This is a genomic window from Roseomonas aeriglobus, assembly GCA_016937575.1.
Taxonomy (GTDB): Bacteria; Pseudomonadota; Alphaproteobacteria; order Sphingomonadales; family Sphingomonadaceae; genus Sphingomonas; species Sphingomonas aerigloba.
In genome coordinates, this window is the sequence record JAFHKN010000002.1 from 2,153,745 (window position 1) to 2,172,876 (window position 19,132).

General features: G+C 67.4%; 18 protein-coding genes. 10 read left to right on the forward strand and 8 right to left on the reverse strand.

The window, feature by feature from the left end:
* Positions 1 to 161: 161 nt before the first annotated feature.
* A complete protein-coding gene (locus JW805_10855; GenBank protein MBN2972517.1) occupies positions 162 to 881 on the forward strand; it encodes a response regulator transcription factor in 720 nt (239 codons plus the stop codon).
* 153 nt (positions 882 to 1,034) lie between these two features.
* Here the strand turns inward: JW805_10855 and JW805_10860 are convergent, their stop codons facing one another.
* Complete coding sequence (locus tag JW805_10860) at positions 1,035 to 2,702, reverse strand: amidohydrolase family protein (protein MBN2972518.1); 1,668 nt, start codon at positions 2,700 to 2,702, stop codon at positions 1,035 to 1,037.
* A 40-nt stretch (positions 2,703 to 2,742) separates the two neighbouring features.
* On the opposite strand from JW805_10860, the gene JW805_10865 reads away from it, so the two are divergent.
* Together JW805_10865 and JW805_10870 are read left to right on the forward strand one after the other, a co-directional pair.
* On the forward strand, positions 2,743 to 3,603 hold the full coding sequence (locus JW805_10865; GenBank protein ID MBN2972519.1) for a DUF4163 domain-containing protein: 861 nt from the start codon (positions 2,743 to 2,745) through the stop codon (positions 3,601 to 3,603).
* Positions 3,604 to 3,635: 32 nt separating this feature from the next.
* Positions 3,636 to 4,880, forward strand: a complete 1,245-nt coding sequence (locus JW805_10870; protein ID MBN2972520.1) for a threonine ammonia-lyase — start codon at positions 3,636 to 3,638, stop codon at positions 4,878 to 4,880.
* A gap of 180 nt (positions 4,881 to 5,060) precedes the next feature.
* Here the strand turns inward: JW805_10870 and groL are convergent, their stop codons facing one another.
* The 3 genes from groL to JW805_10885 all read right to left on the reverse strand — a co-directional run bounded on the left by groL (position 5,061) and on the right by JW805_10885 (position 8,607).
* Positions 5,061 to 6,707 carry a chaperonin GroEL gene (groL, locus tag JW805_10875; protein ID MBN2972521.1) on the reverse strand — a complete coding sequence of 549 codons (1,647 nt, stop codon included), beginning with the start codon at positions 6,705 to 6,707 and terminating at the stop codon, positions 5,061 to 5,063.
* Positions 6,708 to 6,769: 62 nt separating this feature from the next.
* Entirely contained in the window at positions 6,770 to 7,057 is a 288-nt protein-coding gene (gene groES / locus JW805_10880) for a co-chaperone GroES (protein MBN2972522.1), read from the reverse strand.
* A 140-nt stretch (positions 7,058 to 7,197) separates the two neighbouring features.
* Positions 7,198 to 8,607 carry an MATE family efflux transporter gene (locus tag JW805_10885; GenBank protein MBN2972523.1) on the reverse strand — a complete coding sequence of 470 codons (1,410 nt, stop codon included), beginning with the start codon at positions 8,605 to 8,607 and terminating at the stop codon, positions 7,198 to 7,200.
* A gap of 149 nt (positions 8,608 to 8,756) precedes the next feature.
* On the opposite strand from JW805_10885, the gene JW805_10890 reads away from it, so the two are divergent.
* From JW805_10890 to JW805_10915, 6 genes are all read left to right on the forward strand, one after another.
* Positions 8,757 to 9,059 (forward strand): PadR family transcriptional regulator, encoded by a 303-nt coding sequence (locus JW805_10890; GenBank protein MBN2972524.1) that lies wholly within the window; start codon positions 8,757 to 8,759, stop codon positions 9,057 to 9,059.
* Positions 9,056 to 9,700, forward strand: coding sequence for a hypothetical protein (locus JW805_10895; GenBank protein ID MBN2972525.1), 645 nt, complete (start codon positions 9,056 to 9,058; stop codon positions 9,698 to 9,700). Before JW805_10890 ends, JW805_10895 begins: the two co-directional genes overlap by 4 nt.
* A 112-nt stretch (positions 9,701 to 9,812) precedes the next feature.
* Positions 9,813 to 10,337 carry a hypothetical protein gene (locus JW805_10900; protein ID MBN2972526.1) on the forward strand — a complete coding sequence of 175 codons (525 nt, stop codon included), beginning with the start codon at positions 9,813 to 9,815 and terminating at the stop codon, positions 10,335 to 10,337.
* A 108-nt stretch (positions 10,338 to 10,445) separates the two neighbouring features.
* Entirely contained in the window at positions 10,446 to 12,332 is a 1,887-nt protein-coding gene (gene sppA, locus JW805_10905) for a signal peptide peptidase SppA (GenBank protein ID MBN2972527.1), read from the forward strand.
* Positions 12,326 to 12,886: an N-acetyltransferase gene (locus JW805_10910; protein MBN2972528.1), complete on the forward strand. Its 561-nt coding sequence runs from the start codon at positions 12,326 to 12,328 to the stop codon at positions 12,884 to 12,886. The genes sppA and JW805_10910 overlap by 7 nt, the downstream gene beginning before the upstream one ends.
* A gap of 103 nt (positions 12,887 to 12,989) precedes the next feature.
* The gene (locus tag JW805_10915) at positions 12,990 to 13,592 is read left to right on the forward strand and encodes a DUF2490 domain-containing protein (GenBank protein MBN2972529.1); all 603 of its coding nucleotides are present in this window, start codon (positions 12,990 to 12,992) and stop codon (positions 13,590 to 13,592) included.
* Between the two features lie 52 nt (positions 13,593 to 13,644).
* On the opposite strand, the gene JW805_10920 is transcribed toward JW805_10915, so the two are convergent.
* Together JW805_10920 and JW805_10925 are read right to left on the reverse strand one after the other, a co-directional pair.
* Positions 13,645 to 14,274 carry a TRIC cation channel family protein gene (locus JW805_10920; protein MBN2972530.1) on the reverse strand — a complete coding sequence of 210 codons (630 nt, stop codon included), beginning with the start codon at positions 14,272 to 14,274 and terminating at the stop codon, positions 13,645 to 13,647.
* Positions 14,271 to 14,582 (reverse strand): hypothetical protein, encoded by a 312-nt coding sequence (locus tag JW805_10925; GenBank protein ID MBN2972531.1) that lies wholly within the window; start codon positions 14,580 to 14,582, stop codon positions 14,271 to 14,273. Before JW805_10925 ends, JW805_10920 begins: the two co-directional genes overlap by 4 nt.
* Positions 14,583 to 14,701: 119 nt before the next feature.
* Between JW805_10925 and JW805_10930 the strand changes: the two genes are divergently transcribed.
* The gene (locus JW805_10930; GenBank protein ID MBN2972532.1) at positions 14,702 to 15,379 is read left to right on the forward strand and encodes a DUF1275 domain-containing protein; all 678 of its coding nucleotides are present in this window, start codon (positions 14,702 to 14,704) and stop codon (positions 15,377 to 15,379) included.
* Here JW805_10930 and JW805_10935 read toward each other — a convergent pair.
* Positions 15,279 to 16,301, reverse strand: a complete 1,023-nt coding sequence (locus JW805_10935) for a hypothetical protein (protein ID MBN2972533.1) — start codon at positions 16,299 to 16,301, stop codon at positions 15,279 to 15,281. The two genes, JW805_10930 and JW805_10935, sit on opposite strands and share 101 nt — an antisense overlap.
* A 257-nt stretch (positions 16,302 to 16,558) precedes the next feature.
* On the reverse strand, positions 16,559 to 19,108 hold the full coding sequence (locus tag JW805_10940; protein ID MBN2972534.1) for a PAS domain S-box protein: 2,550 nt from the start codon (positions 19,106 to 19,108) through the stop codon (positions 16,559 to 16,561).
* Positions 19,109 to 19,132 lie beyond the last annotated feature (24 nt).

Sequence of the window (19,132 nt, forward strand, 5' to 3'; positions counted from 1 at the left end):
CCGACGGCGGGCGCCGCCCCCCGGGAATCGCCGCGACTCGCGGATTCCTGCGGGTTAGGAAGAAATTAACCTTTTGCCTTCAGTGATGCTTAGGTTAATGAATTGCGGAATGGCGTGGGGCGACAGGGATGTCCTCACGATCCGGCCAAGGGGAAACGCAGATGCGCGTGCTGCTGATCGAGGACGAGCCGACGACCGCCAAGGCGATCGAGCTGATGCTCCATAGCGAGGGCTTCAACTGCTACACGACCGATCTGGGCGAGGAAGGCCTCGATCTGGGCAAGCTGTATGATTACGATATCATCCTGCTCGACCTGAACCTGCCGGACATGCACGGATACGACGTGCTGAAGAAGCTGCGCGTCGCTCGCGTCCAGACGCCGGTGCTGATCCTGTCGGGCATCAGCGAAATGGATTCGAAGGTACGCTCGTTCGGCTTCGGCGCCGACGATTACGTTACCAAGCCCTTCCACCGCGAAGAACTGGTCGCGCGCATCCACGCCGTCGTCCGTCGTTCGAAGGGGCATTCGCAGTCGGTCATCAAGACCGGCAAGCTGGCGGTCAACCTGGATGCCAAGACGGTCGAAGTCGATGGCGCGCGCGTCCACCTGACCGGCAAGGAATATGCGATGCTGGAGCTGCTGTCGCTCCGCAAGGGCACGACGCTGACCAAGGAAATGTTCCTCAACCACCTGTACGGCGGGATGGACGAACCGGAACTGAAGATCATCGACGTCTTCATCTGCAAGCTGCGCAAGAAGCTGAGCATGGCGACCGACGGCGACAACTACATCGAAACCGTCTGGGGCCGCGGCTATGTGCTGCGCGAGCCCGACGAAGCAGGCCTGCCGGTGGCGGAAGCGGCAGTCGCGGTCGCCTGATCGGCGCGCCTATGTGAGCTAGGAAGAGGCCGTCGTTCCGGGAGGGAGCGGCGGCCTTTTTCTGTGAACAGTGTCACCCCATCCGGATCGTGACACCCCTGCGTCAGGCCTTCGGGCCGCCACCTCCCTTGCAGGGGAGGATTTGCTTTGGCCCTATTTCCGCTCCCACATCTTTTCGCCACCGACCCAGGTCTCGAGCACCTGCGTCTGGCGCAGGCCAACCGCCCCCACTTCGGTCGGGTCGCGGTCGATGATAACGAAGTCCGCGCGCTGACCCGGTGCCAGCGTGCCGAATTTCTCCTCGGCGAAACCGGCATAGGCGGCGCCTTGCGTAAAGGCCCACCACGCCTGCGTCAGCGTCACGCGCTCCTCCGGTCGCCAGCCTTGAATCGGCTGGCCGCTGGCGTCCTGGCGGGTAATCGCCACCGCCCAATTGACGAAGGGATTGGGGTTTTCGACGGGATAGTCGCTGCCGAACGCCAGCTTCGATCCGGCGCGTAGCATCGAATTCCACGCATAGGCTCCGCCCAGCCGCGCCGGGCCCAGCCGCGCCTCCGCCATACGCCAGTCGCTCGATTCGTGGACCGGCTGCATCGACACGATGACACCGTTCCTGCCGAAGCGCGGAAGGTCCGCCGGATCGACGATCTGGGCATGTTCGATCCGCCAGCGCCGATCGCCCTTATAGGTGACCGCAAGTTCGTCGATCGCGTCGAGGACCTGGCTGTTGGCCCGGTCGCCGATCGCGTGGACGGCGATCTGGAAATTGTCCATCGCGCCGCGGCTCATCAGGTTGAGCAGCTGATCGTCCTTCAGGAAACCGAGCCCGCTGTTCTTGGGCGAATCGGAATAGGGCTGTTTCAGCCATGCCCCGCGCGAGCCGAGCGCACCGTCGGCATAGAGCTTGATCCCGCCCATCCGCAGCTTGTCGCCGTACAGCCACGGCGTCGGGCCGGCCCCGGCGACCGCCAGTGCGGGCTCGATGCCGGCGGCATAGGACATGATCCGCAGACGCAACTGGCCCTGGTCGCCCATCCGGCGATAGGTCAGCCAGTCGTCGATCGTCGTGCCCATGTCGGCCGTTGCGGTGATACCGGCCGCCAGCAGCGCCTCCTGCGCCTTCAGAAACGCGGCGTTGCGGTCGCGCGGATTGGGCTTGGGCATCTTGTCCGTGATCAGCGACATCGCGGCATCAACGAACACGCCCGATGGCTGACCATTCGCCAGCTTCTCGATCCGCCCGCCCGCTGGCGACACGGTCTTCGCCGTGATTCCCGCGGCGCGCATGGCGGCCGAATTGGCCCAGCCGGCGTGGCCGTCGGCGCGCTGCAGCCATACCGGGCGATCGGACAGGACCGCGTCGATCTCGGCTGCGGTCGGGAAGCGGCCGAGATTCCAGACCTCCTGATTCCAGCCGCCACCGATGATCCACGGTCGCGTCGGGTTGGCCTGACCGAAGGCCGCGATTCGCGATTGCGCCTGCGCGAGCGACGTCGTCGAAAACAGGTCGAGCTCCAGCGCGCGGAAGCCGAGGTCCATCACGTGCCCATGCGCGTCGATCATGCCCGGGATCGCGACCTTTCCGCGCATATCGGCGCGCCAGTCGAGCCGGTCGGGCCGCTTTTCGCCCCGCTTCAGCAGCCGCACGACCTTGCCGTCGTTGATCAGGATGCCGGTGAAGCGCACTTCCCGCCCGTCCTTGTCGAGCGCGACGCCGTTGACATTGTCGACCAGCGCGTCGGCGAACGCGGGCGAGGCGACGAGGGCGGCGGCGGTCAGGAAGGCGATACGCAACCGCAACGTTCGGAATGGGTTCAGCATGGTGACGCCACTATCGGCACGATGAGGATTTGGCGAGGAGATGATGCTTAGGCTCGGGACAACGGCGGCCGCTGGCCTGATCCTCGCGCTGACAGCCTGCGACGGCGGCGCCGAGCGCACCGCGACCGCCGACGCGAGCGCGCCGACCGCACGGGCGCCGGCACCCGCTGCGCCACCCAACCCGACCACGCCCACCGCCCCGGCCCCGGCCCCGGCCCCGGCCGCGCGCTTCACCGCCGACACCAAGGTGTCGACCGACGATTACGACTTTACGTACACCGTCCCGGCGGACGTCGTGGCGATCCCGGCGCTGACCGGCTGGTTCGAAGCCGATCGCGACGCGGTGCGCGCCGGGGTCGCGAAGGACGCGGCCGAGTTCCGCAAGGACGCGACCGCCAACGACTTCCCGTTCCGCAAATATGAATCGACGACCGTGTGGAAGCGGGTTACGTCGACACCGCGGTTCCTGAGCCTGTCGGCCGAAACCTACGCCTACACCGGCGGGGCACACGGCTCACCGGGCTTTCGTGGCCTCGTCTGGGACCGCCAGGCCGGACAAAGGCTCGAACCGACCGAGATCTTTACCTCCGATCGGGCGATCCAGCAGGCGGTGGGCGCGGCGTTTTGCGACGCGCTCGACGTCCAGCGCGGCAAGCGCCGCGGCAGGCCGGTCGTCCGCAGCAGTGGCGACAGCTTCGATGGGTGCCCGAAAGTATCGGAGACGACGCTGATCCTGGGATCGACCAACGGACAGGCGATCGACCGCATCGGTCTGCTCGTCGGCCCCTATGTCGCCGGACCCTACGCCGAGGGCGCCTATGACCTGACTCTGCCGGTCACACCCACGCTGCTGCGTGCGGTGAAGCCCGAATATCGCGCCGGCTTCATCGCACGGGGTTAACCTGGGACCCAATTTGAGTTAGGCGCGCGGCCATGGCTACGAACCCCGCGCCCGCCGAGCAACTGCTCCCCGTCAGCTACGCCGACGTTCAGGCAGCGGCGATGCGGATTAGCGGCGCGGTGGTGCGCACTCCCACGCTCCACAGCAAGACGCTGAGCGATCTGACCGGCGCGCGCGTGTTCGTGAAGTTCGAAAACCTGCAATTCACCGCCGCCTACAAGGAACGCGGCGCGCTCAATACCCTCCTCCAGCTCGACGACGCGGCGCGCGCCAAGGGCGTGATCGCAGCGTCGGCGGGGAATCATGCCCAGGGCCTGGCCTATCACGGCAATCGCCTGGGCATTCCGGTGACCATCGTGATGCCGCGCCTGACCCCGACGGTGAAGGTCATGCAGACCGAGAGCCACGGCGCGACCGTGATCCTGGAAGGCGAGACGTTCGATGCCGCCTACGACCATGCGCGCCAGCTGGAGGCAGAACGCGACCTGACCTTCGTTCACCCGTTCGACGACGCGCGCATCATCGCCGGCCAGGGCACGGTCGCGCTGGAAATGCTGGAGGACGTGCCGGAGCTCGACACGCTGGTCGTGCCGATCGGCGGCGGCGGCCTCATTTCCGGCATGGCCACCGTCGCGCGGGCGCAAAGTCGCGAGATCCAGGTCGTCGGTGTCCAGGCCGAGCTCTATCCCTCGATGTACAACCGCATCCGCGGGACGCACATGGACTGCGGCGGCGACACCCTGGCCGAGGGTATCGCGGTCAAGCAGCCCGGCGGCCTGACCGCGCAGGTCGTCGAGGCACTGGTCGACGACATCGTTCTGGTCGGCGAGCGCCGGCTGGAGGAAGCCGTCAGCCTGCTGCTCCAGATCGAGAAGACCGTGGCCGAAGGCGCCGGGGCGGCCGGTCTCGCCGCGCTCCTCGCCTTCCGGGAGAAATTCCGCGGGCGGACGGTCGGCATCGTCATCTGTGGCGGCAATATCGACACACGCCTGCTCGCAAACGTGCTGTTGCGCGACCTCGCCCGCTCGGGCCGCCTCGCGCGACTGCGCATCCGGTTGCAGGACCGGCCCGGCGCTCTGTTCCAGGTCGCGCGCATCTTCGACCAGGAGCGCGTCAACATATTGGAGCTGTCGCACCAGCGCATCTTCACCAACCTGCCGGCGAAGGGCCTGAGCCTCGACGTCGAATGCGAGACGCGCGATCGGGCGCATCTCGACCGGCTGCTGAACGCGCTGCGACAGGAAAAATATGAAGTGAATCTCGTCGAGCTCGCGTGAACTCGCCGATCGGCGCGGGACAGCAAAAGGGCCGGTGGAGCGATCCACCGGCCCTTCGTTTTATCAGCATCGGGCGGGCGACGGCAAAGCCGCCGCCCTGGCGTCGACCGGGTTCGGCTGAGCCGAACCGCCGGCCGTTCCGATCCGTGCCCGGGCGAGCTGTCGCTCGCCCGGTCCAGATCAGAAGTCCATGCCGCCCATGCCGCCCATGCCGCCGTGACCGCCCATCGGCATCGCCGGCTTGTCTTCCGGCAGCTCGGCGACCGTGGCTTCGGTCGTGATGAGCAGGCCGGCGACCGAGGCTGCGTTCTGCAGCGCGGTGCGGACGACCTTGGTCGGGTCGATGACGCCGGCCGAGACCAGGTTCTCGTAGGTGTCGGTCGACGCATTGAAGCCGAACGAGGTGTCGTCCTGGTCGAGCAGCTTGCCCGACACGACCGCGCCGTCATGGCCGGCGTTGGTCGCGATCTGGCGAACCAGCGCGGTCAGCGCGCGACGGACGATGTCGATGCCGCGAGTCTGGTCGTCGTTGACACCGGTCAGGCCCTGCAGGGCACGCGTGCCGTACAGCAGCGCGGTGCCGCCGCCCGGAACGATGCCTTCCTCGACCGCGGCGCGGGTCGCGTGCAGCGCGTCGTCGACGCGGTCCTTGCGCTCCTTCACCTCGACTTCGGTCGCACCGCCGACCTTGATGACGGCGACGCCGCCGGCCAGCTTCGCCAGACGCTCCTGGAGCTTCTCGCGGTCATAGTCGCTGGTCGTGACTTCGATCTGCTGGCGGATCGCGTCGGTGCGGCCCTTGATCGCATCGGCTTCACCGGCCCCATCAACGATGGTGGTGTTGTCCTTGTCGATCGTGACGCGCTTAGCGGTGCCGAGCATGCCGAGCGTGACCGTCTCGAGCTTGATGCCCAGGTCTTCGCTGATGACTTCGCCCTTGGTCAGGATCGCGATGTCTTCGAGCATCGCCTTGCGGCGATCGCCGAAGCCCGGCGCCTTGACCGCTGCGACCTTCAGGCCGCCGCGCAGCTTGTTGACGACCAATGTCGCCAGCGCTTCACCTTCGATATCCTCGGCGATGATCAGCAGCGGACGACCCGACTGCACGACCGCCTCGAGGATCGGCAGCATCGCCTGCAGCGACGACAGCTTCTTCTCGTGGATCAGGATGTACGGGTCGTTCAGCTCGACCTGCATCTTTTCCGGGTTGGTGATGAAGTAGGGCGACAGATAGCCGCGGTCGAACTGCATGCCTTCGACGACGTCCAGCTCGAAATCCAGGCCCTTGGCTTCCTCGACGGTGATGACGCCTTCCTTGCCGACCTTCTCCATCGCTTCCGCGATCTTCTCGCCGACTTCCTTGTCGCCGTTGGCCGAGATGATGCCGACCTGTGCGACTTCCGACGAGCCCGAGACGGGCTTCGAGCGCGACTTCACGTCCTCGACGACCTTGGCGACCGCGAGGTCGATGCCGCGCTTCAGGTCCATCGGGTTCATGCCGGCCGCGACCGACTTCATGCCTTCGCGCACGATCGCCTGGGCGAGAACGGTCGCGGTGGTCGTGCCGTCACCGGCAATGTCGTTGGTCTTCGAGGCCACTTCGCGCACCATCTGCGCGCCCATGTTCTCGAACTTGTCCTTGAGCTCGATTTCCTTGGCGACGGTGACGCCGTCCTTGGTGATGCGGGGGGCACCGAAGCTCTTGTCGATGACGACGTTGCGGCCCTTCGGCCCCAGCGTGACCTTGACCGCGTCGGCCAGGATGTCGACGCCCTTCAGGATCCGCTCGCGTGCGTCACGCGAGAATTTCACGTCCTTGGCTGCCATGTGGCTACCCTTTCAATTTCGAAAGTTGAGAAAGTTGAGGTTTGCGAGAAGGTCGACGTCGCTCAGCCGATGATGCCGAGGATGTCCGATTCCTTCATGATCAGCAGGTCTTCGCCGTTGACCTTGACCTCGGTGCCCGACCACTTGCCGAACAGGATGCGGTCGCCGGCCTTCACGTCGAGCGGCGAGACCTCGCCCTTCTCGTTCTTGGCACCGGCGCCGGCGGCGACGACTTCGCCTTCCTGCGGCTTTTCCTTGGCGGTGTCGGGGATGATGATCCCGCCCGAGGTCTTTTCCTCGGCCTCGACGCGGCGGACGAGCACGCGGTCGTGCAGCGGACGAAAGTTCATGGCTTTCCCTTTACCCTAACGGATGAATTGCGTGTTGGCACTCGCCGGATTGGAGTGCCAGCGGGCGGGATATGTGGAGCGGCCAGCCCCGCGTCAACACGCCCCTGGAACAATTTTTTGACGTGTGCGTGACGAACGGGTCAGACCGTGGCCGGAACCAGACCAAGCCGGTCACGCGCGTGCCAGCGCCACACCAGCAGTATCGACACCGCCAGCAAGCCGATCGCCAGACCGATCCAGACGCCGAGCCCTTGCCACCCGAGCGGAAAGCCGAGCAGGACCGCCGACCCGAAGCCCGCGACCCAATAGCCGATCGCCGCCAGCACCATGGGCACGCGCGTATCCTGCAGGCCCCGCAGAGCGCCCGCCGCCACCGCCTGCGCCCCGTCGACGAGCTGGAAGGCAGCGGCGACCGCGAGATACTGGACGGCCAGCGCGACGACACGCGCATTCTCTACCGCGTCGACGTCGATGTAGGCCGAAACGAACAGCCGCGGCGCGAGCCAGATGGCAACCGCGGTCAGCGCCATGAACCCGGTACCCAGTCCGAGCGCCACCCAACCCGCGCGGCCGATCCAAACGCGGTCGCGCGCGCCATAGCCCATGCCGACCCGGATCGTCGCCGCCTGGGCGATGCCGAACGGCACCTGGAAGGCGACCGCCGCGATCTGGAGCGCGATCGCGTGGGCGGCCACTTCGGTCACGCCGATCAGCCCGACCAGGAAAGCGGCGGCGGAGAACAGCCCGCCTTCGAAGGTCAGCGTCGCCGCGATCGGCACGCCGATTCGCACCAGCTCGCGAAACCGCGACCATTCGGTCCGCCACCAGTTGCCAAACAGCCTGTAGCGCCGAATGCGCCTGTCGGTCAGCGCGATCGCGGCATAGACCAGACACATGGCCGTGGACGTGACGACGCTGGCGATGGCAGAGCCGGTCAGCCCGAGCGCGGGAAAGCCCCAATTGCCGAAGACGAGCAGCCAGTTTCCGAGCAGATTGACGCCCAGTGCCAGCGCCGCAACCCCGATCGCCCAACCCGGCCGGCCGAGGGCGGCGATGGTCACGCGCAGAACGCTCGCCATGATCGCGGGGATCATCGCCCAAAGCAGGATGTCGAGGAACCCGTCCGCCGCCGCCGCCGCCCCTGCATCCTGTCCGATAAGCGTCAGGATTTCGCGCCCGTGGCTGAGCGCCAGCATGAACGGCACGCTGGCCAGTGCCGCCAGCCACATCGCCATCCGGAACGACCGCCGCACCTCGCGCACGGCGTGGCGCTTGCGACCAAGCTCCGCGGCGATCACCGGCGCGGCCGCCCCCACAAGCCCCTGGAGCGCGAACATCACGACCGAATAGAGGTAGACCCCCAGCGTCGCCGCGGCGAGCGCCTCCGTCCCCAACCGCGCGACGAAAATCACGTCGCTGGCATAGATCGACATCTGCAACAGGTTGGCCGCGACCAGCGGGCCGGCGAGGCGAAGGAGCGCGAACAACTCCTCCCGCGCGGAAGCCGGAGCGGACGCGTCGAGCGCTTTGTTGGAGGGCACGGCGTCCATGGCGCCCGCCTTACCGGCTGTTGGGAACGGCGCAAGCAGCGTGACCCAGAGCGAGGGTGATGACCCGCCCGCACCTCCTCGGCGGTCGCAACGCATGTCACAACAAAAACCGCATTTGACTCTTAACTCTACATATGTTGAGTAAGGCTATGATCCGCAATCGTCAGCCCTCGACCCAGATGAAGCAGGTCCTTGCCGCCCTGGCCGAACAGAGCGCGGAATGGCGTCATGGCTATGATCTGATGAAGCAGACCGGACTGTCGTCGGGAACGCTCTATCCGCTCCTGATGCGGATGACTGACAAGGGGCTGGTCGAGGCCGACTGGCATGCGCCCGCAGTGCCCGGTCGGCCATCGCGTCACGTCTATCGATTGACTGGAGCGGGCGCCGCACTCGCTCGCGACGTGGCCCATCAGGATATGGCGGTGCGGGCAAAGGGAGCGTTGGCATGATCGATCGCCTGTCCCGCGGGCTGCTTCGGCTTGCGACGACCTCGCTGCGCGAGCGGCGCGGCGCCTGGGCTGACGCGATGGAGGCGGAGGCCGACGCGGCGAAGGACGACGGCCGGCTGCTATCCTTCGCGGCCGGCTGCCTGGTCGCGGCGGGGCGGGAGGCGATTGAATGCGCGCAAGGGCGGTTCATCCTGACCAACTATCTGCTCGTGCTTGTCTTGCTCCTACCAATGGCGACGGTGCAGATCGGCTGCGCGCTGTTCGGGCTACCCTATCTGTATCCGGGCGACGGCGGACTGGCCGGCGCGGTGACCGAAGGATCCGCGCACGAACCGTTGTTGCGCAGCCTCTATCAGGCCGCCGTTCCCTCTTTGGCGCTTGCGCAGCTGGTCACCGGGGTCGGCCATGTGCGGCTGGCGTGGGCGCTGCTCGAACGCGACTGGGCGGCCGCGATCCGGTGGGGCCTGAGGACGCTCGCGGCGGCGACGACGTTGATCGTCTTCCTATTCGTCCTGTTCCTCGACGGACGACAGGCCGTGCTGCAGGCAGCGATCCTGGTCATCGAGCTCGCCATCATCACGCTCGTCATTCGACGTCACACGCAGCTGTTCGTATCGTCCGAACCCGAACACCCGGCCTGACCCGATACGGCGCGGTGCGCCCCGACCTGCGTTCTCACCACGCCATTTCGACGTCGGACGGCACCTGCGCGTCTGCCGACGGTATCGTGCGACCATCGTCAGGAGAGAAGATATGCGCAAACAGCTTGGTCGGAAGGTTTCGATCGTCGTGGCTATCGCGACGATCGGATTGTGCACAGGGTCGGTGTCGGCACAGTCCCCCAATATCGGGGCGGAGCGTGTCGCGGCGTCCGCGTTCCTAGGAACATGGGAGCTCGATCTGTCGCGGATGCCCACCACCTATGGCCCGCCGCCGAAGCGCGTCGTCTATACCTTTGCCGATATCGGATCGGGGCAGTGGCGGACCACGGTCGACATCACGGCGCCCGATGACAGCCTACGCCATATGGCAGTCAGCTACCGGCGCGACGGCACGATGGTCCGCAGCGAGGCCGACACGAGTGAAGCCGACAGCGCCGCCATCCTGACGCCGACGCCGGGCGTACTGGTGATGAACCTGGCTCGGGCGAAGATGCTGGGGTCGGTGCGGGTCTATACCTTGTCTCCCGACGCGCGAATCATGACCGAATCCGCAGCCGCAGTGAATGCCCAAGGCGAACCCTTCATCCGCAATTTCTACTTCAAGCGCATCGGATAGGACCCTCGGCCAGGCGCCCGTCTTACCCCCGCAACACAGCCCGTTGCCCCCTTCCCGCCCCTCGGCTAGGACTTTGCGCAAACCTCCCTCTCGAAAGTCCGTCGAACCGTGAAATTGCTGCGTGGCGCGTGGAAGCTGCTGGTCGGGATCAAGGACTTCATGGTCCTGGCGCTGCTGCTGATGTTCTTCGGCATCCTGTTCGCCGCGCTCAATGCGCGGCCTGGGGCGAAGACGATCGCCCCCGGCGCGCTGGTCGTCGATCTCGACGGTCGCGTCGTCGAGCAGCCGGCGGAGGTCGATCCGTTCGCCGGGATCGGCGGAGGCGAGGTGATGCGCGAGGCGCGGGCGCGGGACGTGATCCGGGCGCTCGATACGGCTCGCGACGACGCGCGGGTGAAGGCGGTGGTGCTCGATCTCGACCGGTTCGCGGGTGGCTATCCCGCGACCGTCGCCGATGTCGCGAACGCGGTACGGCGGGTGCGCGACAGCGGCAAGCCGGTGCTCGCCTATGCCACCGGATACATCGATTCGAGCTATCTGATCGCCGCGAACGCGTCCGAAGTCTGGATGAATCCGCTGGGCGGGACGCTGTTCATGGGGCCGGGCGGGTCGCAACTCTACTACAAGGGGCTGATCGACAAGCTGGGCGTCAACGTCCACGTCTATCGCGTCGGGCAGTTCAAGTCGGCGGTCGAGCCCTTCACCGAGACGCAGCAGTCCGCGCCGGCGCGCGCGGCGAGCGAGGCGCTGTACGGCGCGCTGTTCGAACAGTGGCGCCAGAATGTCGCGAAAGCGCGGCCCAAGGCGAAGATCGCCGACCTGATCGCACGGCCGGCCGAGCTGGTGCGCGCCGCGGGCGGCGACATGGCGAAGATGAACGTCGACCTGGGGCTGGTCGACAAGCTGGGCGACCGCAACGCGTTCGAGGCGCGCGTCGCGCAGATCGCAGGCGCGGGAACCGGCAAGCGCGCGGGCAGCTATGCCGCGATCGCGATGAAGGACTGGGTCGCCGCCAACCCGCTGCCGACGGGCGGCGGCAAGGTGGGCGTCATCACGGTCGCCGGCGACATCGTCGAGGGCAAGGCCAAGTCGGGCACTGCGGGCGGCGAGACGATATCCAAGCTGATCCGCGACGCGCTGGCGAAGAACGACCTGAAGGCGCTGGTTGTGCGAGTCGATTCCCCCGGCGGATCGGTGCCGGCATCCGAACAGATCCGCCAAGCGGTGCTGGCGGCCAAGGCCAAGGGCCTGCCGGTCGTCATCTCGATGGCGGGGATCGCAGCGTCGGGCGGCTATTGGGTTTCGACCGCGGGCGACATGATCTATGCCGAGCCCAATACGGTGACCGGATCGATCGGCATCTTCGCGGTGCTGCCCAGCTTTGAGCGCGCACTCGCAAAGATCGGCGTGACCGCGGACGGTGTGCGCACCACGCCGCTCAGCGGACAGCCCGACGTCTACCGGGGCTTCACGCCGGAGCTGGACGCCGTCCTGCAGTCGACGATCGACGCGGGCTATATGCGCTTCATCAATCTGGTCGCGACCTCGCGGAAGATGACGCCGGCGCGGGTCGGCGAGATTGCGCAGGGCCGCGTGTGGGACGGCGGTACGGCGCGCCAGCTGGGGCTGGTCGACCGGTTCGGCGGGATCGACGACGCGATCGCCGAGGCCGCCCGCCGCGCGAAGATCGACCCGGCACGCGTTCAGCGGGTCGATCTGGAGCGCCCGGCCGGCTGGCAGGCGAAGCTTGCCGAGGCGCTGGCGCGCGATGGCGACGAAGCGACCGAAACGGTGCAGGCGCGCGATCCCTTCTCGCAGATCGCGGCCGAACGCCGCGCGGTCTTCGCCCAGGCCATTGCCGACGCCCGCCGCCTGGTGCGCGGCCCCGCGATGCAGGTCCGGTGTCTCGAATGCGCGAGCCTCGCGCCGCCTGCGCCGTCGGCTGCCGATCAGGGACTCGCCGAAACGCTCCTTGCAAAGGTCTTCGCATGGTAACCATCCGCGCCGCCCGTCCCGACGATGCCACGGCGATCGCGGCGATCTATGCCCCCTATGTGCTGGGCGGCACGGTATCGTTCGAGACCGAGGCCCCCGATGCACGCGCGATCCGCGCGCGCATGGCGGCGTTCGATGGCCTCTATCCCTGGATCGTCGCGACCGCGGGCGAGGACGATGCCGGGATTCTGGCCTATGCCTATGCCACGCGGTTCCGCGATCGGCCGGCCTATAAGTGGACGGTGGAAACATCGGTCTATGTCGCCGGCGCGGTGCAGGGCCGGGGCGTCGGACAACTGTTGTACGAGGCGCTGATAGACACGCTGCGCGCACAGGGTTTCGTCCAGGCGATCGGCGTCATCTCGCTGCCCAACGACCAGTCGATCAAGACGCACGAAGCGGTCGGCTTCCGCCGCGCGGGGGTATATCGCGAAATCGGCTACAAGCAGGGACGGTGGATCGACGTCGGCTTCTGGCAATGCGAATTGCGCGATGCGACCGTGCCCCCGGTCGATCCCAGGCCGTTCGGCGACACGGGGGTGGTGCGGGGTTGAACCCGACGGCGCCGGCCGGCTAGTGCACCGCATGCGTTATCTTGTCTCTGCACTCGCTCTTCCGGTCCTTTTGTTCGCCCCTGCCGCAAGGGCGGATGAAGACGTGCAGGCATGGACCGGAGTCGTCGCCCAGGGCGCGGTGAAAGGCGACCTTTACGTCTGGCTCGAGGGGCAGGCGCGCTTCACCGACGATATCGGACAGCTCGGCCAATTCATCCTGCGCCCCGCCGCCGGTATCCGCTTCGCCCCCGATGCGAGCGCGATCGCGGGCTACGCCTATGTCCAGTCGCGGTCGTCGGCGGGGGTGATCACGCGCGAACATCGCCCGTGGCAGCAGGTGCAGTTTGCGCTGGTCCGCAACGGCGCCGGCAGGCCGGTCGTCACCAGCCGCACGCGCCTGGAGCAGCGCATGGTCGAGGGTCGGACGAAGACCGGCTGGCGGCTGCGCCAGTTCCTGCGCGCGGGCGTGCCTGTCACGCGAGGCGGCGTCCAGGCGGTCGCGTTCACGGAAGGCTTCTTCAATCTGAACACCACCGATTTCGGCGCACGGTCGGGGGTCGATCAGTGGCGGACCTTCGTGGGGCTCGGCCTGCCGGTGGGAAAGACGGCGCGGCTGGAGCCTGGATATCTCAACCAGCGTGTCTTTCGCGCGGGCGAGGATCGGACCAACCACGTGCTGAATGCGACGCTTTTCGTGACGCTGTGACCGATCCTTCGTGACCCCCTCGCATCTTGGCGGATGACGGGCGGGGGCTGGATCAGCGTCGCCCGCGATAGGCCGGCAAGCGGAGCTTCCACGCGATCGCCGCGGCCCGCAGGCCGAACCCCGCCGTCGCTGCGACGATCGCCGCCAGCCACATCGGCGCGCCCAAGGCATGGAGCGCGACATAGAGCGCCGCCGCCAACGCCGCTGCAGTCACATAGAGTTCGGGCCGCATGATGATCGACGGCTCCCCCGCCAGCACGTCGCGGATGACGCCGCCGACGCAGGCCGTCACCACGCCCATCAGCGCCGCGGGCACCGGCGGAATCCCGAACGCGATCGACTTGGCCGCGCCGAACACCGCATAGACAGCCAGGCCCAGCGCATCGAACCAGTCGAGCGCCGGCCCGCGCCACCAGCCCTCCGGCGTCAGCCAGATGATCGCCGCCGCGGCCAGGCATACCGCCGCCACCCATGGATCATGCGTCCAGAAGACCGGCGCCCCGATCAGCAGATCGCGCACCGAGCCGCCGCCCACCCCTGTCACCAGCGCGAAGAAGCCGGCGGTCACGAAAGTCTGGCTCGCCTTCGTCGCGGCGAGCGCCCCGGTCGTCGCGAATACCGCGATACCCAGCAGGTCGAGATAGGGCAGAACATGCCCCAAGGGTGCAGCGATCGGCGTCATGCCCGCTCCCTACGCGCTCTGCGCCAAGCGAGCGAGCGCCGGTTGAGCGCGGCGAGGTCGGCGGTGCCGGCAGCCACCCCCTCCCCCAGCGCGATCGCGGCTCGCAGGATCGCGTCCGGCGCATGAGCATAGGCCGGGCGGCGCGGGATATGATCGTACCACACGCCGTCGCACGCCGCGTCGAGCAGAATGCGCTGGAAACAGTGATCGGCGCTGACCGGCCAGGCCCGGGCCGCCGCCATGCCGGGCAGTTCGCGGCGCGTGAGGTCGAGCCAGCGGGCTTCGAGAGCGATGCGGTCGGTTGGCATGCGACCGTTCCTGTCGCGCGACGGGCCGGCTGTCCAACCCGTTCCCCGGCACGACCTGCGGCGGCGGCCATGCAAATCCCCGCTGACAAGCCGCTCCGCCTCCGCCATAGAGCCGGGCGATGACGCGCTACCCTGCCCCGCTTGCCGCGGCTGCCGTCGCGCTGGCCGCGTTGGCCGGCTTCGTCGATGCGGTCGCTTGGATCGAACTGCTTGGTTTCTTCGCTTCGTTCATGAGCGGCAATTCGACGCGTGTCGCGATCGGCATCGCGACAGGAGACTGGACGGCGGTGCGGATCGGCGGCGCGCTGGTGCTGATGTTCCTGTCGGGCGTGATCGCCGCCAGCGTCGTCGGCCATCGCTTTGCCGGGCGGCACAAGGCACCGGTGATGCTGGTCGTCACCGTTGCCCTGACCACGGCGGCCTGCGCGGCCTGGTGGGGCTATGCGACCGCGCCGCTCCTGCTGCTCGCCTTTGCGATGGGCGCGGAAAACGGTGTGTTCAACCGCGACGGCGAAGTCACCATCGGGCTGACCTACATGACCGGGACGCTGGTGCGGTTCGGCCAGCGGCTGACGGCAACGCTGATGCGCGTCCCCGGCGACCACGCCTGGGTGCCATTTCTCGCGCTGTGGCTGGGTTTCGTCTGCGGCGGCGTGATGGGGGCGCTGGCCAGCCGCACGTCGCTTGCAAGTGCGATCACGATCGCGGCGGTGGCAGCGGGTCTGCTAACTCTGGCGCTGGCGGCGGCCACCGATCGGTCGGCCCGGGTACGACGGGTGCCGCCTTCGCGTCCGTGAGCGCCGGCGGATCGACGTGGTGGAGCACTTGCGCCGCCGCGCCGAGCGCGCGGATGCGGCTCGCCACCGACCCGCGCAGAAAGTCCAGCGGCTGACGCAGGAAGCGCTTCGGCGTCGTGCCGAGGAACGTGTGCGCATCGCGCAGATAATGTGATTCGTCGAAATAGCTGTCGGCGATCGATCGGCCCGGCGGGCCGCCGTCGAGCCCGCTTTCCCGCAGAAACGATCGCAGGAAGCGCGCGCGCAGCACCATCTGCTTGGGCGGCATCCCGAAATATCGTCGGGCGAACCGCCGCAGCGTGATCGTCGTCACGCCCATTTCCTCGGCTAGCGTCGCGATATCCGGCGTGGACGGGCCAGCGACGATCGCTGCCAGCCGGGCGATCAGCGCTTCCTGCGGATGAGGGCAGGTCAGCAACGGCGCGAAATGGCGGTCGAGGATGTCGGGGATCGCCTCGTCCGACTCCGCCGCGATCAGCTCGGCGTGCACGCGTTCCCCCCACCCCGGACCGAACAGACTGCCGAGCGGGACGAGGCGATTGTGGAAATCCTCCGCCGACCGCCGGACCAGGCGCGCCCAGCCGAGCGGGCTGATGCCGATGCCGATCTGCACGCCGCCATGCGTCGTAGCGACGATCGGCCGCGTCATCGCGCCGTACAGCGCGACGGGAGGCACGTCGTCGTAGACATGATTGCGCACCCGCACCGACACGGGGCCCGCATCGACCAGGATGGTGACCATCGTCATCATCGGCAGGAACGGGTCGACCCGCGGCGTCCGATCCACTGCGCCGTACGCGTTGTACGCGGTCAGGAAGGGGGCAAGCGCCGGTGCTGGCGGGAAATAGCGCACGCGCGTGCCCGCGGGCATGTGCGGCGCATCGTAGGCCGACGATCCGGCGACAAACGAAAAGCGGTCCATCGATCAGCCGGCGCCGCAGTCGCCGAAACCACAACAGCGATACGATCCCAATGCTGCCGTGCTACGCGCCTCAGACAAGTCCGGAGTCCCCCAAGAATCATTCCGGTTGTTCCGGATATGACTAAAGGCGTGTAAACCGCTTCCGACCGCACAAACAACACAGTTTACAGGTCGATTTGCCGGCCGATTCCCAAAGCGCGACACCTAAAGCCCGAAGCGCGCGCGTCGCGCGGCCAGCCGTTGCCGAGCGCCTCTTGCTATTTGGCGACCGGAACGCCGCCGCGCAGGACCGTCAGGCTGGCCGCCAATTCGGCGTTGCGGAACGGCTTGGCCAGTCGCGGGAGGTCATCGTCGATGCCGTCTTCCTCGGCATAGCCCGACACGATCAGCACCGGCAGGTCGGGGCGGCTATGCTTCAACGTCCGCGCGAGCTGGGCGCCGCTCATCCCGGTCATCAGATGATCGGTTACCAGCAGGTCGGGTGTCAGCCCATCGCGGATGAAGGCCAGCGCCTCTTCCGCAGAGACCGCCTCGACGACGTCATAGTCCATGTCGGCGAGCATGTTGGCGGTGCTCATCCGCACCAGGTCCTCGTCATCGACGAGAAGGGCGACGCCGATGCCCCTGGGTTTGGCCAGGCACCCCGACGCGCGCGTTTCTCCGGCCGCGATCGTTGCGGCGACCGGCAACCACAGGGCGATTACCGTGCCCTCCCCCGGCGCGCTTTCGATCGTCAGCCCGCCGCCGAGCTGGGCGGCAAGGCCATGCACCATCGACAGGCCCAGGCCGGTGCCCTTGCCGACCCCCTTGGTCGAGAAGAAGGGCTCGATCGCGCGCGCCCGGGTGTCGGCGTCCATTCCAAAGCCCGTGTCGGTCACGCTCAGCCGGACATAGGCGCCAGGGGTCAGCCCCGCGTCGTTTCCATCGGCCAGATTATCGCGTCGCGCCGCGATCGTCAGTTCGCCGCCGTCGGGCATCGCATCCCGCGCGTTGACCGCGAGATTGAGCAACGCCATTTCGAGCTGGTTGAGATCGGCCTTCGCCGGCGGCAGGTCGCCGACGTCGATCCGGACGGCAATGGTCGGCCCGATCGTCGCGCCGATCAGCCCCACCATGTTATCGACGACTCGCCCGACGTCGACCGCGGTCGGCTGAAGCGGCTGACGACGGGCGAACGCGAGCAGGCGCTGAACCAGCGTCTTCGCGCGCTCCGCCGATTGCAGCGCTCCTTCGATCAGCCGCCGTTCGCGCGGGGTGCCCAGCCCTTTGCGGACCAGCATGTCCAGCGAACCGATGATGGGGGTCAGCAGATTGTTGAAGTCGTGCGCGACGCCGCCGGTCAGGCTGCCCATCGCTTCCAACTTCTGGCTCTGGCGCAACGCATCCTGCGCCGCGGCAAGGTCGGCTTCGCGCAGCTTGGTTTCGGTCAGATCGCGCCCCACCGCGACGAAGTTCACGCCGTCCGTCTCGGGCGCGACCGTCCATTCGATGTGCTTCCAGGCGCCGTCCCGCGTCGCGATGCGGTTGCCGAAGCGGGTCGGCTGACGCGTCTGCTCCATCCGGCCGATCGCCTCCAGCGTGTGCGGGGCGTCGTCGGCATGGATGAAGCTGGCATAGCCGCGGCTCAGCAATTCGTTTTCCGACCAGCCGAGCACCCGTGTCCACGCCGGGCTGACCGCAGAGATCATGCCCTGATAGTCGGCGCGTGCCAGCATGTCCTGCGAGAGGGTCCATAGCCGGTCGCGCTCCGCCGAACGAACGGCGACCTGTTCCTCCAGCGTCTCGTTCAGCTTGCGCAGCCCCTCCTCGGCGCGAGCTCGCTCGACCGCGACCTTCAGCCGCTCACCTACTTCCTGAACCAAGGTGATTTCGGCCTGAGTCCATTCGCGCGGCGTCGCCGACTGGACGGCGAAAACGTGCACCCGGTCGCTGTCGTCGAACAGCATGATGTCGACGAACGCGGCGACCCGCCGCTCGGCCAGACCTGCGCGAGTGTCCGGCGTCAGATTGTCGTCGCCGGGGATATTGCACGCGACCAGCGGTTGGCCCGAGCGATAGGCCTGGAGCAGCCCCGGCCCGAAGGACTGCAGCGAATGGCGCCCGACCAGCGACTGAACGCCGCGAAGATGATCGCGCTCCACCGTCATCCAGCCGCTGTCGGTGATTTCGGCGAATAACACGCGGTTCGCATCCAGCCATGAAGCCACGCGTTCCGACGCCAGCTGAATGATCTCGTCCTGCGTCCGCAGCGCGCGCAGATCGTCTGCCAGCGACAGCAGGAAGGCATTGCGCTTCTCCGCCGCGACTCGCTCGGTCGTGTCCCCCAGAATGCAGATCACGCCGCCGGGCAGCCCGCCTTCGTCGAGTACCGGCGAATAATCCAGGTCCATCCATACGCGCTCGGGGCGACCGTGGCGGTGCAGCGTGAGTTCCTGATCGTGATAGTGCAGCGTTCCTCCGGCCAGACCGACGCGCATCACATGATCGTTGAAATCGGCGACCTCGGGCCAACCGTCGCGCACTTTCGATCCCAGCAAGTGCGGATGACGGCCGCCGGCGAACACCGAATAGGCGTCGTTGTAGATCATGACGCCGTCCGGCCCCCACAGCAGGACGATGGGAACGGGCGAGCGCAGCAGGATCGCGGTCGCTGTCCGCAGGCTCTGCGGCCAGGTTTCGATCGGTCCGAGCGGGGTCGCACTCCAGTCACGTTCGGCGATCAGCCGGCCGCAGTCGCCGCCGCCGGCCAGGAACGGCGGCACGGGCGTGTCGGCTAGAATGAGAACGGTCACGGGATCGGTCGACATCGGCCAGGCGTGGTCCTGCGGCTT